The 18597-nt window shown below is 61.5% G+C and carries 20 protein-coding genes; 8 read left to right on the top strand and 12 right to left on the bottom strand.

Annotated features, from left to right (window positions below; translation table 11 throughout):
* The first annotated feature begins 35 nt into the window (after nt 1-35).
* Nucleotides 36-863 carry a tetratricopeptide repeat protein gene (locus FHX10_RS18890; protein ID WP_047617481.1) on the top strand — a complete coding sequence of 276 codons (828 nt, stop codon included), beginning with the start codon at nt 36-38 and terminating at the stop codon, nt 861-863.
* A 49-nt stretch (nt 864-912) separates the two neighbouring features.
* Here the strand turns inward: FHX10_RS18890 and FHX10_RS18885 are convergent, their stop codons facing one another.
* The 10 genes from FHX10_RS18885 to FHX10_RS18840 all read right to left on the bottom strand — a co-directional run bounded on the left by FHX10_RS18885 (nt 913) and on the right by FHX10_RS18840 (nt 10619).
* The gene (locus FHX10_RS18885; RefSeq protein ID WP_047617479.1) at nt 913-1545 is read right to left on the bottom strand and encodes a LysE family translocator; all 633 of its coding nucleotides are present in this window, start codon (nt 1543-1545) and stop codon (nt 913-915) included.
* 192 nt (nt 1546-1737) lie between these two features.
* Nucleotides 1738-2724 (bottom strand): type II secretion system F family protein, encoded by a 987-nt coding sequence (locus FHX10_RS18880; protein ID WP_047617477.1) that lies wholly within the window; start codon nt 2722-2724, stop codon nt 1738-1740.
* A gap of 15 nt (nt 2725-2739) precedes the next feature.
* Entirely contained in the window at nt 2740-3747 is a 1008-nt protein-coding gene (locus tag FHX10_RS18875; RefSeq protein WP_063473510.1) for a type II secretion system F family protein, read from the bottom strand.
* 7 nt (nt 3748-3754) lie between these two features.
* Nucleotides 3755-5230, bottom strand: coding sequence for a CpaF family protein (locus FHX10_RS18870; RefSeq protein ID WP_028756124.1), 1476 nt, complete (start codon nt 5228-5230; stop codon nt 3755-3757).
* A gap of 82 nt (nt 5231-5312) precedes the next feature.
* Nucleotides 5313-6590 carry a CpaE family protein gene (locus tag FHX10_RS18865; protein ID WP_028756123.1) on the bottom strand — a complete coding sequence of 426 codons (1278 nt, stop codon included), beginning with the start codon at nt 6588-6590 and terminating at the stop codon, nt 5313-5315.
* Nucleotides 6591-6604: 14 nt separating this feature from the next.
* Nucleotides 6605-7363 carry a CpaD family pilus assembly protein gene (locus tag FHX10_RS18860; protein ID WP_028757052.1) on the bottom strand — a complete coding sequence of 253 codons (759 nt, stop codon included), beginning with the start codon at nt 7361-7363 and terminating at the stop codon, nt 6605-6607.
* Nucleotides 7360-8859, bottom strand: a complete 1500-nt coding sequence (locus FHX10_RS18855) for a type II and III secretion system protein family protein (RefSeq protein WP_028757051.1) — start codon at nt 8857-8859, stop codon at nt 7360-7362. The genes FHX10_RS18860 and FHX10_RS18855 overlap by 4 nt, the downstream gene beginning before the upstream one ends.
* A 12-nt stretch (nt 8860-8871) precedes the next feature.
* Nucleotides 8872-9687: a Flp pilus assembly protein CpaB gene (cpaB, locus tag FHX10_RS18850; RefSeq protein ID WP_047617469.1), complete on the bottom strand. Its 816-nt coding sequence runs from the start codon at nt 9685-9687 to the stop codon at nt 8872-8874.
* Between the two features lie 110 nt (nt 9688-9797).
* Entirely contained in the window at nt 9798-10310 is a 513-nt protein-coding gene (locus FHX10_RS18845) for a prepilin peptidase (protein ID WP_028757049.1), read from the bottom strand.
* Nucleotides 10311-10433: 123 nt separating this feature from the next.
* Nucleotides 10434-10619: a Flp family type IVb pilin gene (locus FHX10_RS18840; RefSeq protein ID WP_047617466.1), complete on the bottom strand. Its 186-nt coding sequence runs from the start codon at nt 10617-10619 to the stop codon at nt 10434-10436.
* Between the two features lie 379 nt (nt 10620-10998).
* Here FHX10_RS18840 and FHX10_RS18835 point away from each other — a divergent pair, with 379 nt between their 5' ends.
* The 7 genes from FHX10_RS18835 (at nt 10999) to FHX10_RS18805 (ending at nt 16500) form a co-directional block, all read left to right on the top strand.
* Nucleotides 10999-11409, top strand: coding sequence for a pilus assembly protein N-terminal domain-containing protein (locus tag FHX10_RS18835; protein WP_028756117.1), 411 nt, complete (start codon nt 10999-11001; stop codon nt 11407-11409).
* 114 nt (nt 11410-11523) lie between these two features.
* The gene (locus tag FHX10_RS18830; RefSeq protein ID WP_028757047.1) at nt 11524-12159 is read left to right on the top strand and encodes a TadE/TadG family type IV pilus assembly protein; all 636 of its coding nucleotides are present in this window, start codon (nt 11524-11526) and stop codon (nt 12157-12159) included.
* A complete protein-coding gene (locus FHX10_RS18825; protein ID WP_028757046.1) occupies nt 12159-12740 on the top strand; it encodes a TadE/TadG family type IV pilus assembly protein in 582 nt (193 codons plus the stop codon). Before FHX10_RS18830 ends, FHX10_RS18825 begins: the two co-directional genes overlap by 1 nt.
* Before the next feature lie 154 nt (nt 12741-12894).
* A complete protein-coding gene (locus FHX10_RS18820) occupies nt 12895-14115 on the top strand; it encodes a phosphopentomutase (RefSeq protein WP_028757045.1) in 1221 nt (406 codons plus the stop codon).
* Complete coding sequence (locus FHX10_RS18815; RefSeq protein WP_028757044.1) at nt 14112-15080, top strand: adenosine deaminase; 969 nt, start codon at nt 14112-14114, stop codon at nt 15078-15080. Before FHX10_RS18820 ends, FHX10_RS18815 begins: the two co-directional genes overlap by 4 nt.
* Before the next feature lie 93 nt (nt 15081-15173).
* On the top strand, nt 15174-15803 hold the full coding sequence (gene upp / locus FHX10_RS18810) for a uracil phosphoribosyltransferase (protein ID WP_012759721.1): 630 nt from the start codon (nt 15174-15176) through the stop codon (nt 15801-15803).
* A 127-nt stretch (nt 15804-15930) separates the two neighbouring features.
* The gene (locus tag FHX10_RS18805) at nt 15931-16500 is read left to right on the top strand and encodes a TIGR02281 family clan AA aspartic protease (RefSeq protein ID WP_028756112.1); all 570 of its coding nucleotides are present in this window, start codon (nt 15931-15933) and stop codon (nt 16498-16500) included.
* Between the two features lie 6 nt (nt 16501-16506).
* On the opposite strand, the gene deoA is transcribed toward FHX10_RS18805, so the two are convergent.
* Together deoA and deoC are read right to left on the bottom strand one after the other, a co-directional pair.
* Entirely contained in the window at nt 16507-17814 is a 1308-nt protein-coding gene (deoA, locus tag FHX10_RS18800; RefSeq protein ID WP_028757043.1) for a thymidine phosphorylase, read from the bottom strand.
* 1 nt (nt 17815) lies between these two features.
* Nucleotides 17816-18592, bottom strand: coding sequence for a deoxyribose-phosphate aldolase (gene deoC / locus FHX10_RS18795; protein WP_047617458.1), 777 nt, complete (start codon nt 18590-18592; stop codon nt 17816-17818).
* Nucleotides 18593-18597: the final 5 nt, after the last annotated feature.

Here is an 18597-nt window from a genome sequence, read left to right as displayed (position 1 = left end):
AGGTCAGGCGCCGATTTCGAAATCAGGAACGCGTCATGCCTGCCTCACTCGCCACCACATTCACGAATCGTATCCTGCAGGGTGCGGCGGCATCGCTGCTCGTCCTTGCCCTTGCCGGCTGTTCGACGACCAAGGACCGGATGACCACAGGCTCGGTGCCGAAGCTCACCAAGCCGGTTGAAGAGATGGACGCGACAGAACTGCGCTCGGCGACGGACCGGCTCGGCCAGGCCTATGAAAAAAATCCGCGCGATCCCATCACCGGCGTCAGCTATGCCAATCTGCTGCGGATGAACGGCCGCGACACGCAGGCGCTCGCCGTCATGCAGCAGGTGGCGATCGCCAACCCGGGCGACCGTACCGTGCTGGCCGCCTATGGCAAGGCACAGGCAGCGGCCGGTCAGTTCCAGCAGGCACTCGACACGATCGGCCGCGCCCAGACGCCGGACCGTCCGGACTGGAGACTGATCTCGGCCGAAGGCGCGATCCTCGATCAGATGGGCCGGGCAAGCGATGCCCGGCAGCGCTACCGCGACGCGCTCGACATCCAGCCGAACGAGCCTTCCATTCTGTCCAACCTCGGCATGTCTTACGTGCTGACCGGCGATCTGCGCACGGCCGAAACCTACCTGCGCTCCGCCGCCGGCCAACCCACGGCCGACAGCCGCGTCCGGCAGAACCTTGCCCTCGTCGTCGGCCTGCAGGGACGCTTCCCGGAAGCCGAGCAGATCGCGCGGCGCGAACTTTCGCCGCAGCAGGCCGATGCCAACGTCGCCTATCTCAGAGGGATGCTGTCGCAGCAGAATTCCTGGCAGAAGCTCGCCGCCAAAGACAAGACGCCGGGCGACAGCAATACGAACTGACCGGATCTCCTCCAAGCTTGAGAGCACCCGAAGTCAATCGCGCGACATCCTACCGATCACTCACGCCCGCAAGAATGAGCCGTAGGCCGAGGCCGGCCATGACGGCACCTGCCGTGCGGTCGATCCAGTGCTTGGCGGCAAGATAGAGCCGCCGCGGGTGGCGTGCCGAAAAGGCAAGGGCGACGATCGAATACCAGCCCGCCTCCACGGCGAAGACACCGAGTGGCAGCGCCACAATGAGACTGAACGGAACCGTCCTCGGCAGAAGTGCGGCAAAGATGCTGGCATAGACGATAATGGTCTTCGGGTTGCTGATCTGGGTCAGCAGCGCGGTCACGAAGCTGCGCATGGGCGCGCGATTGCCGTTGGCGGCATCGGAGATCTCGAGCGGCTGACCGGCACTCCTCCAGATATTGACGGCGATATAGACGAGATAGGCGCCGCCAGCGACCTTCAGCAGGACATAGAGCCATTCGAATTGCGACAGCAGCGCCGTCAGGCCGGCAAGCGCCAGGACCGCAAAAACGACGCCGCCGGCGCCCATGCCGAGTGCCGCCGCGAGACCATCCAGCCGTGAGCGCGAGATGGCAATCCTGGAAACGACGACGAAGCTCGGGCCGGGGCTCATCGCACCGACCACCAAGGCTGCCATGATGCTGATGAAAATGCCTGCAGAAGACATCGGAGAACCTCCCTTTGGATTGAATGAGCGCCAGGGGGCCTGCGGTTGCATCCGCGCCTGCGATAGTCTCTCATCCCGTTTACCAGCTATGCCGGCGCCGGTCACGCGCGTTGGCTGACTGCGGATCAGACCAATAGTCCTTGATGCACATCGCCTTCTGCCGAAAGCGGTAGCCTGTTTCCAGCTCAACCGTCAGAACTTGTCTGCCACCTGGATGCCAGCCGGACCGAGAATGACGGCGATCAGCACCGGCAGGAAGAACAGGATCATTGGCACCGTCAGTTTCGGCGGCAGGGCGGCCGCCTTCTTTTCCGCTTCGTTCATGCGCTCATCGCGTCCTTCCTGGGCGAGAACGCGCAGCGCCTGCGCGACCGGCGTGCCGTAGCGATCGGCCTGGATCAGCGCCTGAGTTACCGAGCGTACCAGCTCGATCTGGGTGCGGGTGGCAAGATTTTCGAGCGCCACGCGGCGATCCGGCAGGAAGGAGAGCTCGGCCGTGGTCAGCACCATCTCCTCGGCGAGCGCCGGCGACTGCTCGCCGAGTTCTTCCGACACGCGCCGCATCGCGGCCTCGATCGAGATGCCGGATTCGACGCAGATCAGCATCAGGTCCAGCGCATCCGGCCAAGCGCGCTTGATCGAGTGCTGGCGCTTGCCCATGCGGTTCGAGATATAGATGTTGGGCGCGTAGAAACCGAGATAACCGATGCCGATGACGGCAAAGAGGCGGATGGGCATGCCCCGTCCGGCGAGATTGCCGAGGCCGAAGACCCAGACGGCGGCAAGCGTCGAGAAGAGGAAGGGCAGCAGGAAACGCGCCACGAGGAAGGTATTCAGCGCATTCTCCGAACGGAGACCGGCGGCGCGCAGCTTGTTGACCGTATTCTCGTCGACGAGCGCCTTACGCAGATTGAAACGCTCGACGATCTGGCGGACCGAGCGGTTGTTCTGGCTCCTGAGTGAGGCTTTGCCAGCGCCGGTTTCCATGTTCATGCGGGCGCGTTCGCGGGCGCGGATCTGCTCGCGCTCGGTCGAAACGGCCTTCATGCGCTTGTTGAGATCGCCGCGCTCGAAAAATGGAATGGCGATCGTGTAAAAGGTGGCGAAGACGGCGATCGCGACGAAGAGCGCAATCAGCATGCTCGGATTGGTCAGCGTTGCGGCAAGATCCTGCGACATGGTGCTTCCTTCCGGCTAGATGTCAAAATTGACCATGTTACGCATGACGAAGATACCGATCGACATCCAGATCGCAGAGACGCCCATGATGAAATGGCCACGCGGATCGGTGAAAAGGATCATCATGTAGTTCGGCGAGGTGAGGTAGACGAGAGTCGCGACGATGAAGGGCAGAGCGCCGATGATGACGGCAGACGCCTTGGCTTCCATCGAGAGCGCCGAGACCTTGGCTTTCATCTTCCTGCGCTCACGCAGCACCTTGGAGAGGTTGCCGATCGCTTCCGACAGATTGCCGCCAGCCTGCGACTGGATGGCGATGACGATGGCGAAGAAGTTGACTTCCTGGAGCGGCATGTGGGTCGTCATACGGGCGCAGGCGTCGGGGATGCTGAGTCCCACCTGCTGCGCCTCGATCACCCGCAGGAACTCGCTCTTGACCGGTTCTGTGCCTTCGGTTGCGATGAGACGGATCGCATCGTTGAGCGGCAGCCCCGATTTGATCGAGCGGGTGATGACGTCAAGCGCATTGGGGAGCTCGTTGAGAAACTTGTTCTGGCGGCGCTTGATCAGGAAACCGAGGATCCAGCGCGGCAGGCCGAGACCGGCGACAACGGCGATACCGACCATGACCATCAAGGAAGTACCGACGACCAGGGCCACGAGCAGCAACACGCAGGCGAAGATGGCGCTGAAGAGATAGAATTTCGCCACCGAGATCGACAGGCCGGCCTGCACCAGCCGGGATTTCAGCGACAGGGTTTTCTTGGTCTTTTCGTGCTGGCGCTTTTCCAGATCCTTCAGATTGTCCTGCACCGATTTGCGGCGCTTCGACAGCTCCTGTACCCGATCGCGGGCAGCCTTGACCTTGACCCGGTCGCTTTCGGCCGATTTGACGCGGTTGATACGGCTTGCCGATTTCTTGTCGGCCTCGATCCGGGAAAACATCAGGGTATAGGCGACCGCCGCCGCGGAGACGGCGGCGAGGACGACGATTGCCAGCACTATCGGATCGAACCCGAACATATCTCGCCTATTCCTTCGTTTTCGCTTCCATCGCGTCGAGGGCGGCGGCAAGGCGCTTTTCCTCGTTGAAGTAGCGGGCGCGATCCCAGAAATGCGGCTTACCGACGCCGGTCGACATGTGCCGGCCGATCAGGCGGCCGCCCGCATCCTCGCCTTCGATCTCGTAGCGCATAAGGTCCTGAGTGATGATGACGTCGCCTTCCATGCCGATCACCTCGGTGATCTGGGTGATGCGGCGCGAACCGTCGCGGAGGCGCGCCGCCTGGATGACGACGTCGACCGAGGTGGAGATGATCTCGCGCACCGTCTTTGCCGGCAGGGTGAAGCCGCCCATGGCGATCATCGATTCGATACGGCTCAGGCATTCGCGTGGCGTATTGGCGTGGATGGTGCCCATCGAGCCGTCGTGACCGGTGTTCATCGCCTGCAAGAGGTCGAAAACTTCAGGTCCACGCACTTCGCCGACGATGATACGCTCGGGACGCATGCGCAGGCAGTTCTTGACGAGATCGCGCATGGTGATCTCGCCCTCGCCTTCGATATTTGGCGGGCGCGTTTCGAGACGGACGACATGCGGCTGCTGCAGCTGCAGTTCAGCCGTATCCTCGCATGTGATGACGCGCTCGTCCCTGTCGATATAATTGGTGAGGCAGTTCAGAAGCGTCGTCTTGCCCGAGCCGGTGCCGCCCGAAATGACGACGTTGCAGCGCACGCGCCCGATGATCTGCAGCACGGTCGCGCCTTCCGGCGTGATCGCGCCGAAACGGACGAGCTGATCGAGCGTCAGCTTGTCCTTCTTGAACTTGCGGATGGTGAGCGCCGGTCCGTCGATCGACAGCGGCGGCGCGATGACGTTGACGCGCGAACCGTCAGGCAGGCGTGCGTCGCAGATCGGGCTCGATTCGTCGACGCGGCGGCCGACCTGGCTGACGATGCGCTGGCAGATGGAGAGAAGCTGCGCATTGTCGCGGAAGCGGATTTCCGATTCGATCGTCTTGCCGCCGACTTCGATGAAGGTCTGACCGGCGCCGTTGACCATGATATCGGCGATATCGTCGCGCGCCAGCAACGGCTCCAGCGGGCCGTAGCCGAGCACGTCGTTGCAGATATCCTCGAGCAGCTCTTCCTGCTCGGAGATCGACATCGCGAAATTCTTGATGGTGATGATGTCGTTGACGATGTCGCGGATTTCCTCGCGCGCGCTTTCGCCGTCGAGCTTGGAAAGCTGCGAGAGATCGATCGTATCGATCAGCGCGGAAAAGACCTGCGCCTTGGTGTCGTAATATTCATCGGTGCGGACGGGGCGCTTGCGCTGCGGCGTCTGCATCGGCGGCGGCGTCACCTGCTGGCGAGCGGGCTCGCGCGACGGTTCGACCAGAACGGAGGGTGAAGAGGCCGCGGGGACGGCGGCCGGAGCCGGCGGCGGGGGAGCAATCGCCCCTCCGGCCTTTCCGAAACCTTCGTTTCCGCGTTTTCCAAACATACCGCTCGATCCAATCTGCTCTATCTTTTTGTCTTCACGCAATTCCGGACGCAAAACCGCTGTTGCTGGAATTGCTCTTTGTCTACTTGCGCTTCAGGAGGCCCAGCAGGCCGCCCTTCTTCGCCTTCTTGATCGCGACACGGCCGGTGACGATGTGCGATATCTGCGAAAAGGTTTCCGCCGTCGGCGATTTCGGGTCGACTTCCGAGATCATCCGGCCGCTATTGGCGGCATTGCCGAAAAGATTGATGTCGAAGGGGATGATCGCGATCGGATCGATCTCCAGCGGTTCACAGAAATCCGACGGCGAAATCTCCGGACGTTTCGGCATGCCGACCTGATTGAGGATGAGATGCGGCGGCTTGTCGTTTGGCCGCATCTTGCGTAGCGCATCCAGCATGTTCTTGGCGTTGCGCAGGTTGGCGAGATCAGGAACCGCTGTGATGACCACCTCGTCGACGCTCGACAGCACCGACCGCGTCCATTCCGACCATGCATGCGGCACATCGAGCACGGTAACGGGCGCACTGCGCTGCAGGACATCGAGCACCGGCTGGAAGGCCTGGCCGTCAAAATCGTAGGCGCGGTCGAGCAGCGAGGGTGCGGCAAGCAGGGAAAGATGCTGGGAACACTTCGTCAGCAGGCGATCGAGGAAGACCTCGTCGAGACGATCAGGCGCGAAGACCGCTTCCGCGATGCCCTGCGCCGGATCCTGGTCGAAGTCGATGTTGGCCGTGCCATAGGGCAGATCGAGATCAGCGAGGATCGTCTCGGTGGAGAAGAGATTGGAAATGCCGAAAGCGCAATTATGCGCGATGGTCGAAGCGCCGGTGCCACCCTTCGAACCAATGAAGGCGATGCTGCGGCCGAGCGGCTCGGCTTCCGGATCGACGAAGATCGAGGCCATCGCCGCCAGGATATCAGGCATGGCGACGGGCTGGACCATGTATTCGGAAATGCCGTTGCGGATCAGCTCGCGATAAAGCCCGATATCGTTGTAATAACCGATAATGACGACTTTGGTCGTCGGATCGCAGACGGCAGCGAGCGGCGCGAGTTCGCCGAGCAGGTTTGCGGCATTGGTCTTGCTCTCGAGGATGATGAGGTTCGGGGTCGGGGCGCCGGAAAACATATTGGCGGCAGCGGCAATGCCGCCGCTGGTGATGCGCATGCTGACCTTCGCCACGCGCCGATCATTGGCGCAGCGTTCCATGACCTGCTGCAGGGCCTCGCTCTCACAGAAGGCGTGGACGGAGATACGCGGCAGCGGCCGCATATTTTCCAGATCCGCCATGCGCACCGCCTCATCGGCGATGCGAAGCTCGCTGGGATTCCTGATTTCGTATTCGATCGCGCTCATCGTCCCGTTCCGCCTCAGAAGCCGCTGTTGCTGTCGGCGATATCTTCGATCGTCGACGTCGTCGTCCGGTATTCCTGGATGGCATTGTTGCGCCGCTGCGCATCGATCGGGGTCATGCCGCGGGGCGCCACCAGATCCTCCGGATTGGCGATCTGGGCGGCAAGGTTGTTCTGCGAGGCGCAGCCGAAATTATAGTAATTCTGGTTGGTCAGATCGCTCGAGATGTCCTTCGGCCACTGGCCGCATTGCGTGGTGACCGCAGTGGTGCCGGTAAAACTCAGCCGGATCGGCGCCGCATCGCCTGAACCGGCAGCGGCATAGGAGGTGTTGACGATTTTCGAGCTTGCGATCCCCCTCGAGGCCAGTTCGGCGCGGACCTGGTTGCGCAGCTGGTAGGCCGCCGCCGAATTGGGCGAACCTTGCGGCGACAGCACGTAAACCGGGCCTGAGGCGCGCATGCGGTAGTTTGCGGCAAAACCGCGAATAAGGTCGCGCTGCGCGATGGTCAGGCGGCGATCGGTCGAGGCGACGGGTATATCCACCGTCTGCTCCGCTTCCGTCACGATGATCGGGTGACGGGCGCGGTAATCGTCGGGGATGCCGCCTGTTGTCAGCTGGTCATGGGGGCCGGCGCATCCGGAAAGGATCGCCACCGAAACGCCGGCTGCCGCCAGAAGCGCCTTCGAGAGTCCGAGGCGGGGTGTCGTCGAATTCATATGGGCCATCGCCTGATCTCTGTTTTGTGCCATTGCTGCCGATCGTGCCCCGCTCATTTGTAGATGAACCCGATCGAGCCGTGGAACTGCGCGTCGGCGACGGGTGCCTCGCGGCGGCCATAGACCTTGTTGACACGGTTGAGGAAGAAGGTCGCACCGTCATTCTCAGGGCTGAAATTGTCGTCCGGCCGGTTGAGCTGATTGCGTGCCACCGGACGCACCAGATAGGGCGTTGCGATGATGACGAGCTCGGTTTCCTGACGCTCGAAACCCTTCTGGCGGAAGAGCGTCCCGAGCAGCGGGATCTTCGAGACGCCGGGCGTGCCGCCCATCGTCTGAGAAACATTGTCGCGGATCAGGCCGGCCAGCGCGATCGAGCCGCCCGACGGCAGTTCCACCGAAGTCTCCGCCGAACGGCGCTGGTAGGTGGCGTTGCCGCTGCCGGCCACCGGCTCGGAGACATTGGTCTTAATCTGCAGGCTGATTCGTCCCGAGGACAGCACGACCGGCTTGAAGGCCAGGTTGATACCGTAGTTGAACGGCGTGACGGTGACGTTGCCGTCGCTGTCGGTCGTCGAATAAAGCTGCTGGCCACCGGAATTGAAGGTCGCGGCCTGGCCCGATATCGCCGTCAGCGTCGGCTCGGCGAGCGTCTTGACGACTTTGGCCTGTTCCAGCGCGTTGAGGTAGGTCGAAATGTCGTATTTGCCGATCGAGCTCTTGAAGAGCGCCGCCAGGCCGCCTCCAACCGTCGATGTCGCGACGTCGGCGCTCGGACTGCCGAGTTGGGCGACGGTCATTCCAGAAGAACTGGAAACCAGATTGTCGAAGCCGAGTTGCTTCAGCACCTCGCGGCGAACCTCGGCGATCGTCACCTTGAGGGTGACCTGATCCTCACCCTCGATCTGCAAGAGATTGACGACCTGCGAGGTCTGACGGCCTTCGGCAAAGAGCGCCACCGAGCTGTCGCCGCCGGTGCCGGATGCCGTCTCGGTTCTGGTCGTCGCCTCGCCGCCTTTCAGGAAGACCTGCGCCAGATCGGCTGCCTGCGTGGCATCCTGCGGCGTGCGCACGGTGCCGGTCAGCACGATATTGTCGGAGACGATTTCGACGTTGATGCGGGAGTCGGGAATGAAGCGGCGGAGATTGACTTCGAGACCGGAGACGTCGCGCTCGATCTCGATGTCGAGATTGACGATCTCCTGCCCGCCGGCGCCGAAGACAAAGATATTGGTTTGGCCGACCTTCTTGCCGAACAAGTAGATTCGCCGCGAGGTGCGGGTCACGGCATCGGCCATGGTCGGATCGGATACGAGGATATCGTGCGCATCCTCCGGCAGATCGACGACGACGGCCTTGTTCAGCCCGAGCTTCAGCCGACGATGGGCATCAGGGCCGGTCTGCGAGATGCGGATCAGACTTTCGGAATCGGCACGCGCCTCGCCTGCCCCGAGAACTGGAACGAACGAGGCCGGCACTATACCGGAGACGCCGATTACCAGCGAGAGGCAACCTGTCAGGAGAAGTCCGCCGCGCCGCGTTGAATTGCCCATTTGCACGTCCTTTTACTCCGCCTTCGGTGCTGCGCTGGCATCCGTGACGATGGCGCCTGATTTGATGACCTGAATGATCGCACTGCCGTTGTCGCCGCTCAGGAGATAGTCGGCTGCACTGGTATCCTGCTCCTGCGCATCGGCGACCGAGCGCAGCGCCAGCGACAGCCGGTCCGCCATCTGCTGGGCGACGGCGAGAACCTTCGTCTGGTCGGGCGTGAGCTCGAGCGTCGCGGTCGTGCCTACCACCGATTTCGAACCGTCGTCCTTTTCCTGGATCTGCTGGTCGATGGCGAGAACGCGGACATTGCTCAGCACGGTTTCGGTTATGAGCTTGTCGGCCTCAGCGCCCTTGCGGACCATGATGACGTCGACACGGTCGTTCGGCAGGATGAAACCGCCGGCGCCTGTTGCCACCGATATCTCGGTCGCGACGGCGCGCTTGCCGGCCGGCAACAGTGAGGAGAGGATGCGGCTGTTGGAATCGGCAACCTTTTCCGGCCGGATCGGTTCGCCTTCGAAGATCGGAAGACGCACGACGGCGCCCTGCAGATCCTTGATCGCATCCGGCTTGTCGGCTTCGGTGATGAGGCCCGGGACGACACCGCCTTGCGGCCAGGCCATCCAGTGTATCGACTTTTCATCCAGCCTTGCGCCGACCGGCAGATTGGCGCTCGAGACGAGGATGTTGACGGTCGGTTCCTTCTCGATGACCGACTGGACCTGGGTGACGACACCACCACGGCCTGCCATCTGCATCGCCAAGAGGCCGGCAAGGCCGGCCGCCACCACGGCGACAGCTAGGATTATAAGGCGGGCCGGTTTCATCGATCATTCCTCAGGGCACGATATGTTCGCCCTGCAGAATGCTCAGCAATTGGTATAATTATGGTTAATGGAACGCTTACATTTTAAGTTAACGAGCATTTAAAATGCCGTTATTTCAGGCTTTCCAACGCGGCGAGGAACAGCGGCGACGAAGGAAAGGCCATGAAGCCGCCGATCGCGATCGCGATGCCGTAGGGGATCTTCTTGGCGAGAAGGACCGAATTCGGAACCGGCAGGCCGATGGCCAGGATGGTGTTCGATTGCGCTCTCACCAGCAAGATCAGCAAGGTGATCAGGCCGCCGATGGCGGCGACATCAAGCATCAGGAAGGCGAGGGATTGGTTCAGGCCGAACCAGAGAGCGGTGGCGCTCAACAGTTTGGCGTCGCCGCCGCCCATCACATTGAATGCAAAAAGAGCGAAGCAGACGCAAAAGACGATGGCAGCGGCCGCAAGATGCATGCCGATCGCACCCAAGGCCAGGCCAGAGAGCGGTGCAAGGAGGAAGAAGAAAACAATGAGGATCAGAGATACGCGGTTCGGGATCGTCATGGTGAACAGATCCGAGAACGCGGCCATAGCGAGGCAGAATGGCAGTATCACGAAGACTGCAGTTGCGATCATGCGTATACCCCGATCGTGACTTGATGCGAAAAGGCTCACGGCCGTTCAGCCTGTGAGCCCACTCGATAGATCGGTCAGAGCGAATCCGGCCGTATTATTGGTCGCCGCCCGACGGCCTTTGTCTTAGTTCGACGCGGTAACGCCGGTATTCATCTTGGTGCTGAGATTGTTGAACGTGGTGCTGATGCTGTTGCCCAGGCTCGTTGCGCCGGTGATGAGCGCTACGGAAATGAGAGCGGCGATCAGGCCGTATTCGATTGCGGTCGCGCCGGATTCGTCCTTCAGAAAACGGCTAAAAAGCTTGGTCATGGTAACTCCTAACTCCAGTTGATGTTCAGCACGTCCGCCAACTGTTGCCGTTGATCGGATGACTGCAACCTAGCGAATGGCCGTTTCCATCGGCTTAAGGAAAAGAGTTAACGAGATGCGAATGAGGCAACAGGCCTTTGTAGAGTCAGTATTTTCTTGCACACTTACCTCAATATTTAATGATATTCCTGGAATAACAGGTGCGTTCATCCGGAAATAGCGCAGATTCCACCTCCAACCGAGACGTGTACCACTCTAAACCCGTGCCAAATCGGATCATTGCGCTTCATCTCGGAACAGGATGCCAGGCTTAAGGCTTCGTTCACCATTTTTTTCCATTCTATGCGGATATTGCGCTGTGATCGTGAAAGAGGACCAAATGTCATCGAGCGGCAAAACCATTTTCTTTGCCGGCATGATCGCCGTTTTCGGTGTTTCGGGAGTTTCCGCGGCCGCAGACGATGACATGCTGCGTGTTTATATGGATCACGCGCGCGTATTGAAACTCGACCGCCCCGTCAGCAAGGTCATCGTCGGCAACGCCAAGGTCGCCGATGCGACCGTCGCCGACGCCAAGACCATCGTGCTGACGGGACGCAGCTTCGGCACCACCAATCTGGTCCTTCTCGATGCCGACGGCAATGCGATCCTCGACGAACGCATCCTGGTGTCGATTGACGAAGGCAATACGGTGCGCGTCTATCGGCAGACCGAGCGCTCCGTGCTGTCGTGCACGCCGAATTGCGAGCAGCACGCACAGCAAGCGACCACCGCCGCCGCCTCGCCCTGATCGGTTTACTTCAGTTCTTCGACCATTCGTTAAAATCGTCGTGTCAGGTTGAAACGGAAAATCAACGAACGGCTCCTAGTGTGGCGGACGGAGAATGTCGCTCGGATCCAGGTAATGACGGTAATTGATCAGAAGACGGATAAAGCGCGCGTCTCCGCGCCAATCCGTTTCTCATGGTTTCGCGGTCTCGCCCGTTCGCGCGATGGCGCAGCGGCGATCGAATTCGCCCTGCTCGCCATTCCCTATTTTCTGGTGATTTTCGCAATCCTCGAAACCTTCGTCGCCTTCGCCGCCGAGGAACTCGTGTCCAACGCCGTCGATACGATGAGCCGCCGGATGCGGACCGGGCAGATCACCTACAATCTCGGCCGCACGACCGATATGAACCAGGCGCAATTCCGCCAGGCTTTCTGCGATGAAATCTCGATCCTGATCAGCTGCTCGGCGAGCGAGGTCGCCACGCCGAGCAAGCTGTATCTGGATGTACAGACGTTCAGCACTTTCTCGGCCATTCCGACGACGATCCCCAAGCTTTCCACCGACAGATATGCCGACATCAACCCGGCTGCCTTCAAATACGCGCCAGGTGGCGCCGGCACCATCAACATGGTGCGCGCCTACTACCGCTGGGAAATCATCACGGATCTGGTCAGGCCCTATATCACCACGATACGTCCCTCCGACGGTTCGATGCCCAGCCAATATCTGATCGTCGCGACCGCGGCCTTCCAGAACGAGCAGTATCCATAATGGCGCTGCGCAACCCATTCACCAGACTCGTACTGACGGCGCGGCGACTCATCCGAGACCGCAAAGGTGCCGGAGCGATCGAATTTGCGATCCTCTTTCCCGTACTCGTCATGCTCTATATCGGTGCTTTCGAAATCACGATCGGCCTCAGCGTCAGCAAGCGTGTGACGCGCGCCGCGGGGTCGGTGGCCGACCTCATCACCCAGCAGCAGTCTGTCACCAAGAGCGCGCTCGCGCAGATGCCATCGGTCGCAACCACGATCTTCGTGCCCTACAGCGCGACGACGCTGACGATGAAGATCACCGGGATTACCATCGACGCCGGCGCCAATGCGAAAGTGCTCTGGTCCTGGGCCCAGGACGGGACTGTGCCCTATGCCAAGAACGCCACAGTGAGCAACGTGCCGTCTGACATGAAGACGGCAAACAGCTTCCTGGTCCGCACCGAGGTCAGCATTCCCTATACGATGTTCCTGTTCGCGCCGAACTTCATGCCGGACGGCATGCGCACGATCACCATCAGCCGCAGCTATTACTATCGCCAGCGGCAAGGCGACTCGATCCCCTGCGGCGACTGCTGACCGCCCTTCCCTTCTTCTCTGCGAAGTGTTGAAGCGTCCTTTGCGCGTCTGAAACAGATGCGCGGCGCTGCAATTTGCCAAGCCGGCCCCAGCATTATATGGCTGGATCTCAACCGCCTTCGATATTGCGGCGATCGGCTCTTTCGGGTGTAAAATGGCGCGTGCCTTTCTTTTCGTTCTGGATTCCTTCGGCGTCGGCGGGGCGCCGGATGCGGCGGCCTATGGTGACGAGGGCGCCGATACGCTCGGCCATATCGCCGAGTTCTGCGCCGCCGGAGCCGGAGACCGCGCTGGTTTGCGCGAAGGACCGCTTTCCCTGCCCAATATGTCGGAACTCGGGCTCATGCAGATCGCGCGATCCGCCTCAGGCCGTTTTCCGGCCGGCATGCCTATCCCGGAGAAGGTCTACGGCATTTATGGCGCCGCCACCGAAATCTCCCGCGGCAAGGATACGCCGTCAGGCCATTGGGAGATCGCGGGAACACCTGTCAGTTTCGATTGGGGTTATTTCCCGATGGAGGGCGACGCCTTTCCTGCCGAATTCATCGAGGCGCTGTGCATGGCGGCCGATGTGCCCGGCATTCTCGGTAATTGCCATGCCTCGGGAACGGAGATCATCGCCCGGCTCGGCGAGGACCATATCCGCACCGGCAAGCCGATCTGCTACACGTCCTCGGATTCCGTCTTCCAGGTCGCGGCGCACGAGGAGCATTTCGGCCTCGATCGCCTGCTGGCGTTTTGCCGTTTGGCCCGGGGGCTGCTCGATTCCCACAATATCGGCCGCGTCATCGCCCGACCCTTTATCGGTCAGTCCGCCTCTACCTTCCAGCGTACCGGAAACCGGCGTGACTTCTCCGTGCTGCCGCCCGAGCCGACACTGCTCGACCGGCTGATCGAACACGGCCGGCATGTGCATGCTGTGGGAAAGATCGGTGACATCTTCGCACATCAGGGCATTTCCAGGGTCATCAAGGCAAACGGCAATGAGGCGCTGATGGATGCGTCGCTCGCGGCCATCGACGAGGCTGAGGACGGCGATCTCGTCTTCACCAATTTCGTCGATTTCGACATGATCTACGGCCATCGCCGCGATGTGCCGGGCTATGCCGCGGCACTCGAAGCTTTCGACGCGCGCTTGCCCGAAGTCCATAAGAAACTGAAGCCTGGCGATCTCGTCGTGCTCACCGCCGATCATGGCTGCGATCCGACCTGGCGTGGCACGGACCATACGCGCGAGCGCGTGCCTGTCATCGCCTACGGCCCCGGCATCCGGTCGCGCTCGATCGGCGTGCGCCGCAGCTATGCCGATATTGGCGAGAGTATCGCACGGCATCTGGGCATTCCAACCGGACCGCACGGAAGGAGTTTTCTGTGACATCGCATTTGAAGAAGGTCGAACTGCACTGCCATCTGGAGGGTGCGGCGCCGCCAGCTCTGACCGCGGCGCAGGCACGGAAATACGGCGTCGACATCAGCGCGGAGCTTCGCGACGGGGCCTATGTCTGGCATGATTTCGCAAGCTTCCTCGTATGTTATGACAAGATTTCCGAGGTCTACAGAACCGAAGAGGACTATGCGCTTCTAACCGAGACCTATCTCGACGAACTCGCCGGCATCAATACGATCTACAGCGAACTCATCGTTTCGCCCGACCACGGCAAGCGCATCGGACTGGGGGCCGACGCCTATATGTCAGGTATCTGCGAAGGCATCCGGCGGGCCAGGGAAAAGAGCGGCATCGAGGCTCGGCTGATCGTCACCGGCGAGCGGCATTTCGGCCCGGAGAGCGTGATAGGTGCTGCCGAATATGCTGTTAAGGCCGGCAATCCTCTGATAACAGGCTTCAACCTTGCCGGCGAGGAGCGCATGGGGCGCGTCGCCGACTACGCCCGTGCCTTCGATATCGCCCGGGATGCCGGCCTGGGGCTGACCATCCATGCCGGTGAGGTCTGCGGCGCGTTCAGCGTTACCGACGCGCTCGATGCGGTGCGTCCTTCGCGCATCGGCCATGGCGTGCGCGCCGTTGAGGATATCGATCTGGTGAAGCGGCTTGCCGATCTCGGCACCGTGCTCGAGGTCTGCCCGGGCTCCAATATCGCGCTCGGAGTCTTTCCCGATTTCGCCTCCCATCCGCTGCGCCGGCTGAAGGAAGCAGGCGTCAGGGTGACGATCAGCTCGGACGATCCGCCCTTCTTCCATACCTCGCTGGAGCGGGAATACGAACTTGCCGCCGGAGCCTTCGGCTTCAGCGACGCCGAGATCAACGGCATGACGCAAACGGCGATCGAAGCGGCCTTCGTCGACGAGGAGACACGCAAGGCCCTGCTTGCCCGGATTTAAGGACGAGAGGCTGGGGAAGATTGGCCTCCACTCTTGCAGTCGGGCCGATTTCCGTGAAAGAAACAGTCGATAGAAAGAATGAAAGGCTTCCCCATGGACGGCGTCACGGTCATCGATCACCCGCTGGTGCAGCACAAGCTCACCATCATGCGACGCAAGGAGACATCGACGGGGAGTTTCCGGCGGTTGTTGCGCGAAATCTCGACGCTGCTCTGTTACGAGGTGACCCGCGATCTCGAACTGACGATGGAAACGATCGAAACGCCGCTGCAGACGATGGAGTCGCCGATCCTCGAGGGCAAGAAGCTGGTCTTCGCCTCGATCCTGCGCGCCGGCAACGGACTGCTCGAAGGCATGCTCGATCTCGTGCCTTCCGCCCGCGTTTCGCATATCGGCGTTTACCGCGACCACGAGACGCTGCAGCCGGTCGAATATTACTTCAAGGCGCCGGAGGACGTGGCCGAGCGCCTGATCATCGTCGTCGACCCGATGCTTGCAACCGGCAATTCCTCGATCGCGGCAATCGACAAGCTCAAGGAGCGCGGCGCCCACAATATCCGCTTCCTCTGCCTGCTTGCCGCCCCGGAAGGCATCCGCAACTTCCGCGCCGCCCATCCCGATGTTCCGGTCTTCACCGCATCGATCGACAGTCATCTCAACGAGAAGGGCTACATCGTGCCCGGCCTCGGCGATGCCGGCGACCGCATGTACGGCACCAAATAGTTTCAGCCTTTCTTTACCAAATCGAAAGACTTTACGGCCCGGCTGGTTCATTCCGGGCCTTTTCATTATCGATATTAGCAACTTGTCAGCACTTGAGGCTTAGCAAGCTTGGAGCATGAGGCCCTGCATGAAGCCGGGTTTATACAGGAAGGATTTCTGTTTCATGCTCGTGCGTACCGTCCTTTTCGCCAGCATCGCCGCGGTGCTCGCCACACAAGTGCCTTCCTTCCTCGAAGGCTCCAGCCAGCAGCCTGCTGATGCATTGTCTGCCAATTACCTATCGACCGAGAGCGACAAGCCCGCAACATCCGCGCCGGTCTCCGGCAGCAATGCGATCCGCCTGCAGGCCGATGCGCAGGGCCACTATACCGGCAGCTTCAAGATGAACGGCAAACCGGTGCAGGGCCTGATCGATACCGGTGCGACCTATGTGGCGCTCAACGAGACGCTCGCCCGCCGATTGGGCTTCACCGCCAGCCAGCTCGATTTCCGCTATGGGGTGAACACTGCGAACGGCCAGACGAAAGCCGCGCATGTGACGCTCGACCGGATCGAAATCGGCGGTATTCGTGTGCGCGATGTCGAAGCCTTCGTCCTCAAGGACGATGCGCTGACGACGACGCTGGTCGGCATGAGCTTCCTGCAGAAGCTCGCCTCCTATTCCGTCGCCGACGGTTCGCTCAGCCTCAAGCAGTAAATCGCATCAGATCAGGCCGGCAATCACCGGCGTCAACTCCGGTCTGTCCTCGGTGATGCGGTAGTGCGCGGCAAGTGCTGCAGCTGCCCTCTCCGCCGCGGCTTCGTCGGCGGCATGAACGAGAGCGATCGGTTCGCCGGCGGTCACGCGGGTTCCGAGCGGCAGGAGGTCGGAGAAGCCGACGCGATGATCGATCCGGTCAGCCGGATGGCGTCTACCACCGCCGAGATCGATGACACTGACGCCGATACCACGCGCATCGCAGGCAGCAAGCCAGCCGGACCGGGCGGCCGGGACAGGTTTTTCCACAGGCGCTTTGGCCAGGTACCGGTCGGGGTTTTCGATGAGATCGGCCGGGCCGCCAAGCATGGACACCATGCGCGCGAAGACCTCGGCCGCCTTGCCCGATGACAGGGACTGACGCGCCATCCTCTCGGCTTCATCAGACGAAGCGGCAATGCCGGATTTCACCAGCATTTCGCCGGCGAAGGCAAGAACGACGGTCGCAAGTCGTGTGTCGCTTTTTCGGCCCGCCAGGAAATCCAGGCAGTTGCGCATTTCGACCGCATTGCCGGCACTATCGGCAAGCGGCTGGTTCATATCGGTGATCAGGGCCGAGGTTTTCACGCCTGCGCCATTGGCCACCTCCACCAGCGAATGCGCCAGGATCTCCGCCTGGTCGCGCTCGACCATGAAGGCGCCGTTGCCGACCTTGACGTCGAGCACCAGCGTCTCGAGCCCGGCCGCAAGTTTCTTCGAGAGGATCGAGGCGGTGATGAGGGGAATGGAATCGACGGTGGCAGTCACGTCGCGCACGGCATAGAGCCTGCCGTCGGCCGGCGCCAAGGCGCCGGTCTGGCCTATGATGGCGCATCCCGCCTCCTTCACGACCTTGTGGAACAGGTCCGCATCGGGGGTGATCATATAGCCGGGAATGGATTCGAGCTTATCCAGCGTGCCGCCGGTATGGCCGAGGCCACGCCCGGAGATCATCGGAACAGCCAGGCCGCAGGCGGCGGCGATCGGCGCCAGCATCAGCGAAACATTGTCGCCGACGCCGCCGGTCGAATGTTTGTCGGCGATCGGGCGATCGATATCGGCCCATTGCAGCCTGTCGCCGGAGTCGGCCATCGCCAGCGTCAAAGCCACGGTTTCGGCCCGCGACATGCCCTTGAACCAGACGGCCATGGCGAATGCGCCGACCTGGCCTTCCGACAGTCGGCCGGCGGCGAGCGCCGCGATGAAGGCGCTGATATCGGCGGCGTCGAGTTCGTCGCCATTGCGCTTACGCCGGATGATTTCCTGCGGAATCATTTCAATAACTCGACGCCGCAACAGAGGCCGATTGGATTCCGCTCAGAACCGCCAGGATATCGTCGAGCAGATCGGAAGCGCCGAAGCGGAATGTCGACGGCATCGCCCAATCCGGTGTCATGATGGTTTCGGCAAGGCTCAGATAGAGTGCGGCATCGGCCACCGAGCCGATGCCGCCGGCCGGCTTGAAGCCGACCTTGCGGCCGCTTTCGCGAATAGTGCGGATCATGATGTCGGCGGCTTCGAGCGTCGCGTTGACGGCAACCTTGCCGGTGGATGTCTTGATGAAATCGGCGCCGGCTTCGATGGCGAGTTCGGAGGCGCGGCGGATCAATGCCGCATCCTTCAGCTCGCCGGTCTCGATGATGACCTTCAGCAGAACGGGGTTGGCGCATTCGGCGCGCACGGCCTTGACCATGTCGGTCACCGCCTTCTCGTTGCCGGCGAGCAGCTTGCGGTAGGGAATGACCAGATCGATCTCATCGGCGCCATCGGCAATCGCCTCGCGTGCTTCGGCGGCGACATCGGCCACTTCCATATCGCCGAAGGGGAGGTTGACGGCGGTCGCGATACGCACGGCATGCCCGGTGCCGAGGATATTGCGGGCCTGGGCGACAAACCGCGGCCAGATACAGATTGCAGCGCTGTTGCCGTAGGGCGTCTGCGCGCGGGCGCAGAGCGCGTCGATCTGCGCCTCGGTGCAATCATCCTTCAAATTGGTGAGATCGAGGAGAGAAAGGGCGACCGCCGCCGTTTCCCGGTTGGAATGGCTATTCATCTTCG

The organism is Rhizobium sp. BK591, assembly GCF_014195045.1.
GTDB classification, from domain to species: domain Bacteria; phylum Pseudomonadota; class Alphaproteobacteria; order Rhizobiales; family Rhizobiaceae; genus Rhizobium; species Rhizobium anhuiense.
This window is presented reverse-complemented; position numbering and strand designations above follow the sequence as displayed.

Bases quoted from the DNA above. Each gene is read 5' to 3' on its own strand.
- FHX10_RS18890 (WP_047617481.1), top strand. From the start codon at position 36: ATGCCTGCCTCACTCGCCACCACATTCACGAATCGTATCCTGCAGGGT.
- FHX10_RS18885 (WP_047617479.1), bottom strand. From the start codon at position 1,545: ATGTCTTCTGCAGGCATTTTCATCAGCATCATGGCAGCCTTGGTGGTC.
- FHX10_RS18880 (WP_047617477.1), bottom strand. From the start codon at position 2,724: ATGTCGCAGGATCTTGCCGCAACGCTGACCAATCCGAGCATGCTGATT.
- FHX10_RS18875 (WP_063473510.1), bottom strand. From the start codon at position 3,747: ATGTTCGGGTTCGATCCGATAGTGCTGGCAATCGTCGTCCTCGCCGCC.
- FHX10_RS18870 (WP_028756124.1), bottom strand. From the start codon at position 5,230: ATGTTTGGAAAACGCGGAAACGAAGGTTTCGGAAAGGCCGGAGGGGCG.
- FHX10_RS18865 (WP_028756123.1), bottom strand. From the start codon at position 6,590: ATGAGCGCGATCGAATACGAAATCAGGAATCCCAGCGAGCTTCGCATC.
- FHX10_RS18860 (WP_028757052.1), bottom strand. From the start codon at position 7,363: ATGAGCGGGGCACGATCGGCAGCAATGGCACAAAACAGAGATCAGGCG.
- FHX10_RS18855 (WP_028757051.1), bottom strand. From the start codon at position 8,859: ATGGGCAATTCAACGCGGCGCGGCGGACTTCTCCTGACAGGTTGCCTC.
- cpaB (WP_047617469.1), bottom strand. From the start codon at position 9,687: ATGAAACCGGCCCGCCTTATAATCCTAGCTGTCGCCGTGGTGGCGGCC.
- FHX10_RS18845 (WP_028757049.1), bottom strand. From the start codon at position 10,310: ATGATCGCAACTGCAGTCTTCGTGATACTGCCATTCTGCCTCGCTATG.
- FHX10_RS18840 (WP_047617466.1), bottom strand. From the start codon at position 10,619: ATGACCAAGCTTTTTAGCCGTTTTCTGAAGGACGAATCCGGCGCGACC.
- FHX10_RS18835 (WP_028756117.1), top strand. From the start codon at position 10,999: ATGTCATCGAGCGGCAAAACCATTTTCTTTGCCGGCATGATCGCCGTT.
- FHX10_RS18830 (WP_028757047.1), top strand. From the start codon at position 11,524: ATGACGGTAATTGATCAGAAGACGGATAAAGCGCGCGTCTCCGCGCCA.
- FHX10_RS18825 (WP_028757046.1), top strand. From the start codon at position 12,159: ATGGCGCTGCGCAACCCATTCACCAGACTCGTACTGACGGCGCGGCGA.
- FHX10_RS18820 (WP_028757045.1), top strand. From the start codon at position 12,895: ATGGCGCGTGCCTTTCTTTTCGTTCTGGATTCCTTCGGCGTCGGCGGG.
- upp (WP_012759721.1), top strand. From the start codon at position 15,174: ATGGACGGCGTCACGGTCATCGATCACCCGCTGGTGCAGCACAAGCTC.
- FHX10_RS18805 (WP_028756112.1), top strand. From the start codon at position 15,931: ATGAAGCCGGGTTTATACAGGAAGGATTTCTGTTTCATGCTCGTGCGT.
- deoA (WP_028757043.1), bottom strand. From the start codon at position 17,814: ATGATTCCGCAGGAAATCATCCGGCGTAAGCGCAATGGCGACGAACTC.
- deoC (WP_047617458.1), bottom strand. From the start codon at position 18,592: ATGAATAGCCATTCCAACCGGGAAACGGCGGCGGTCGCCCTTTCTCTC.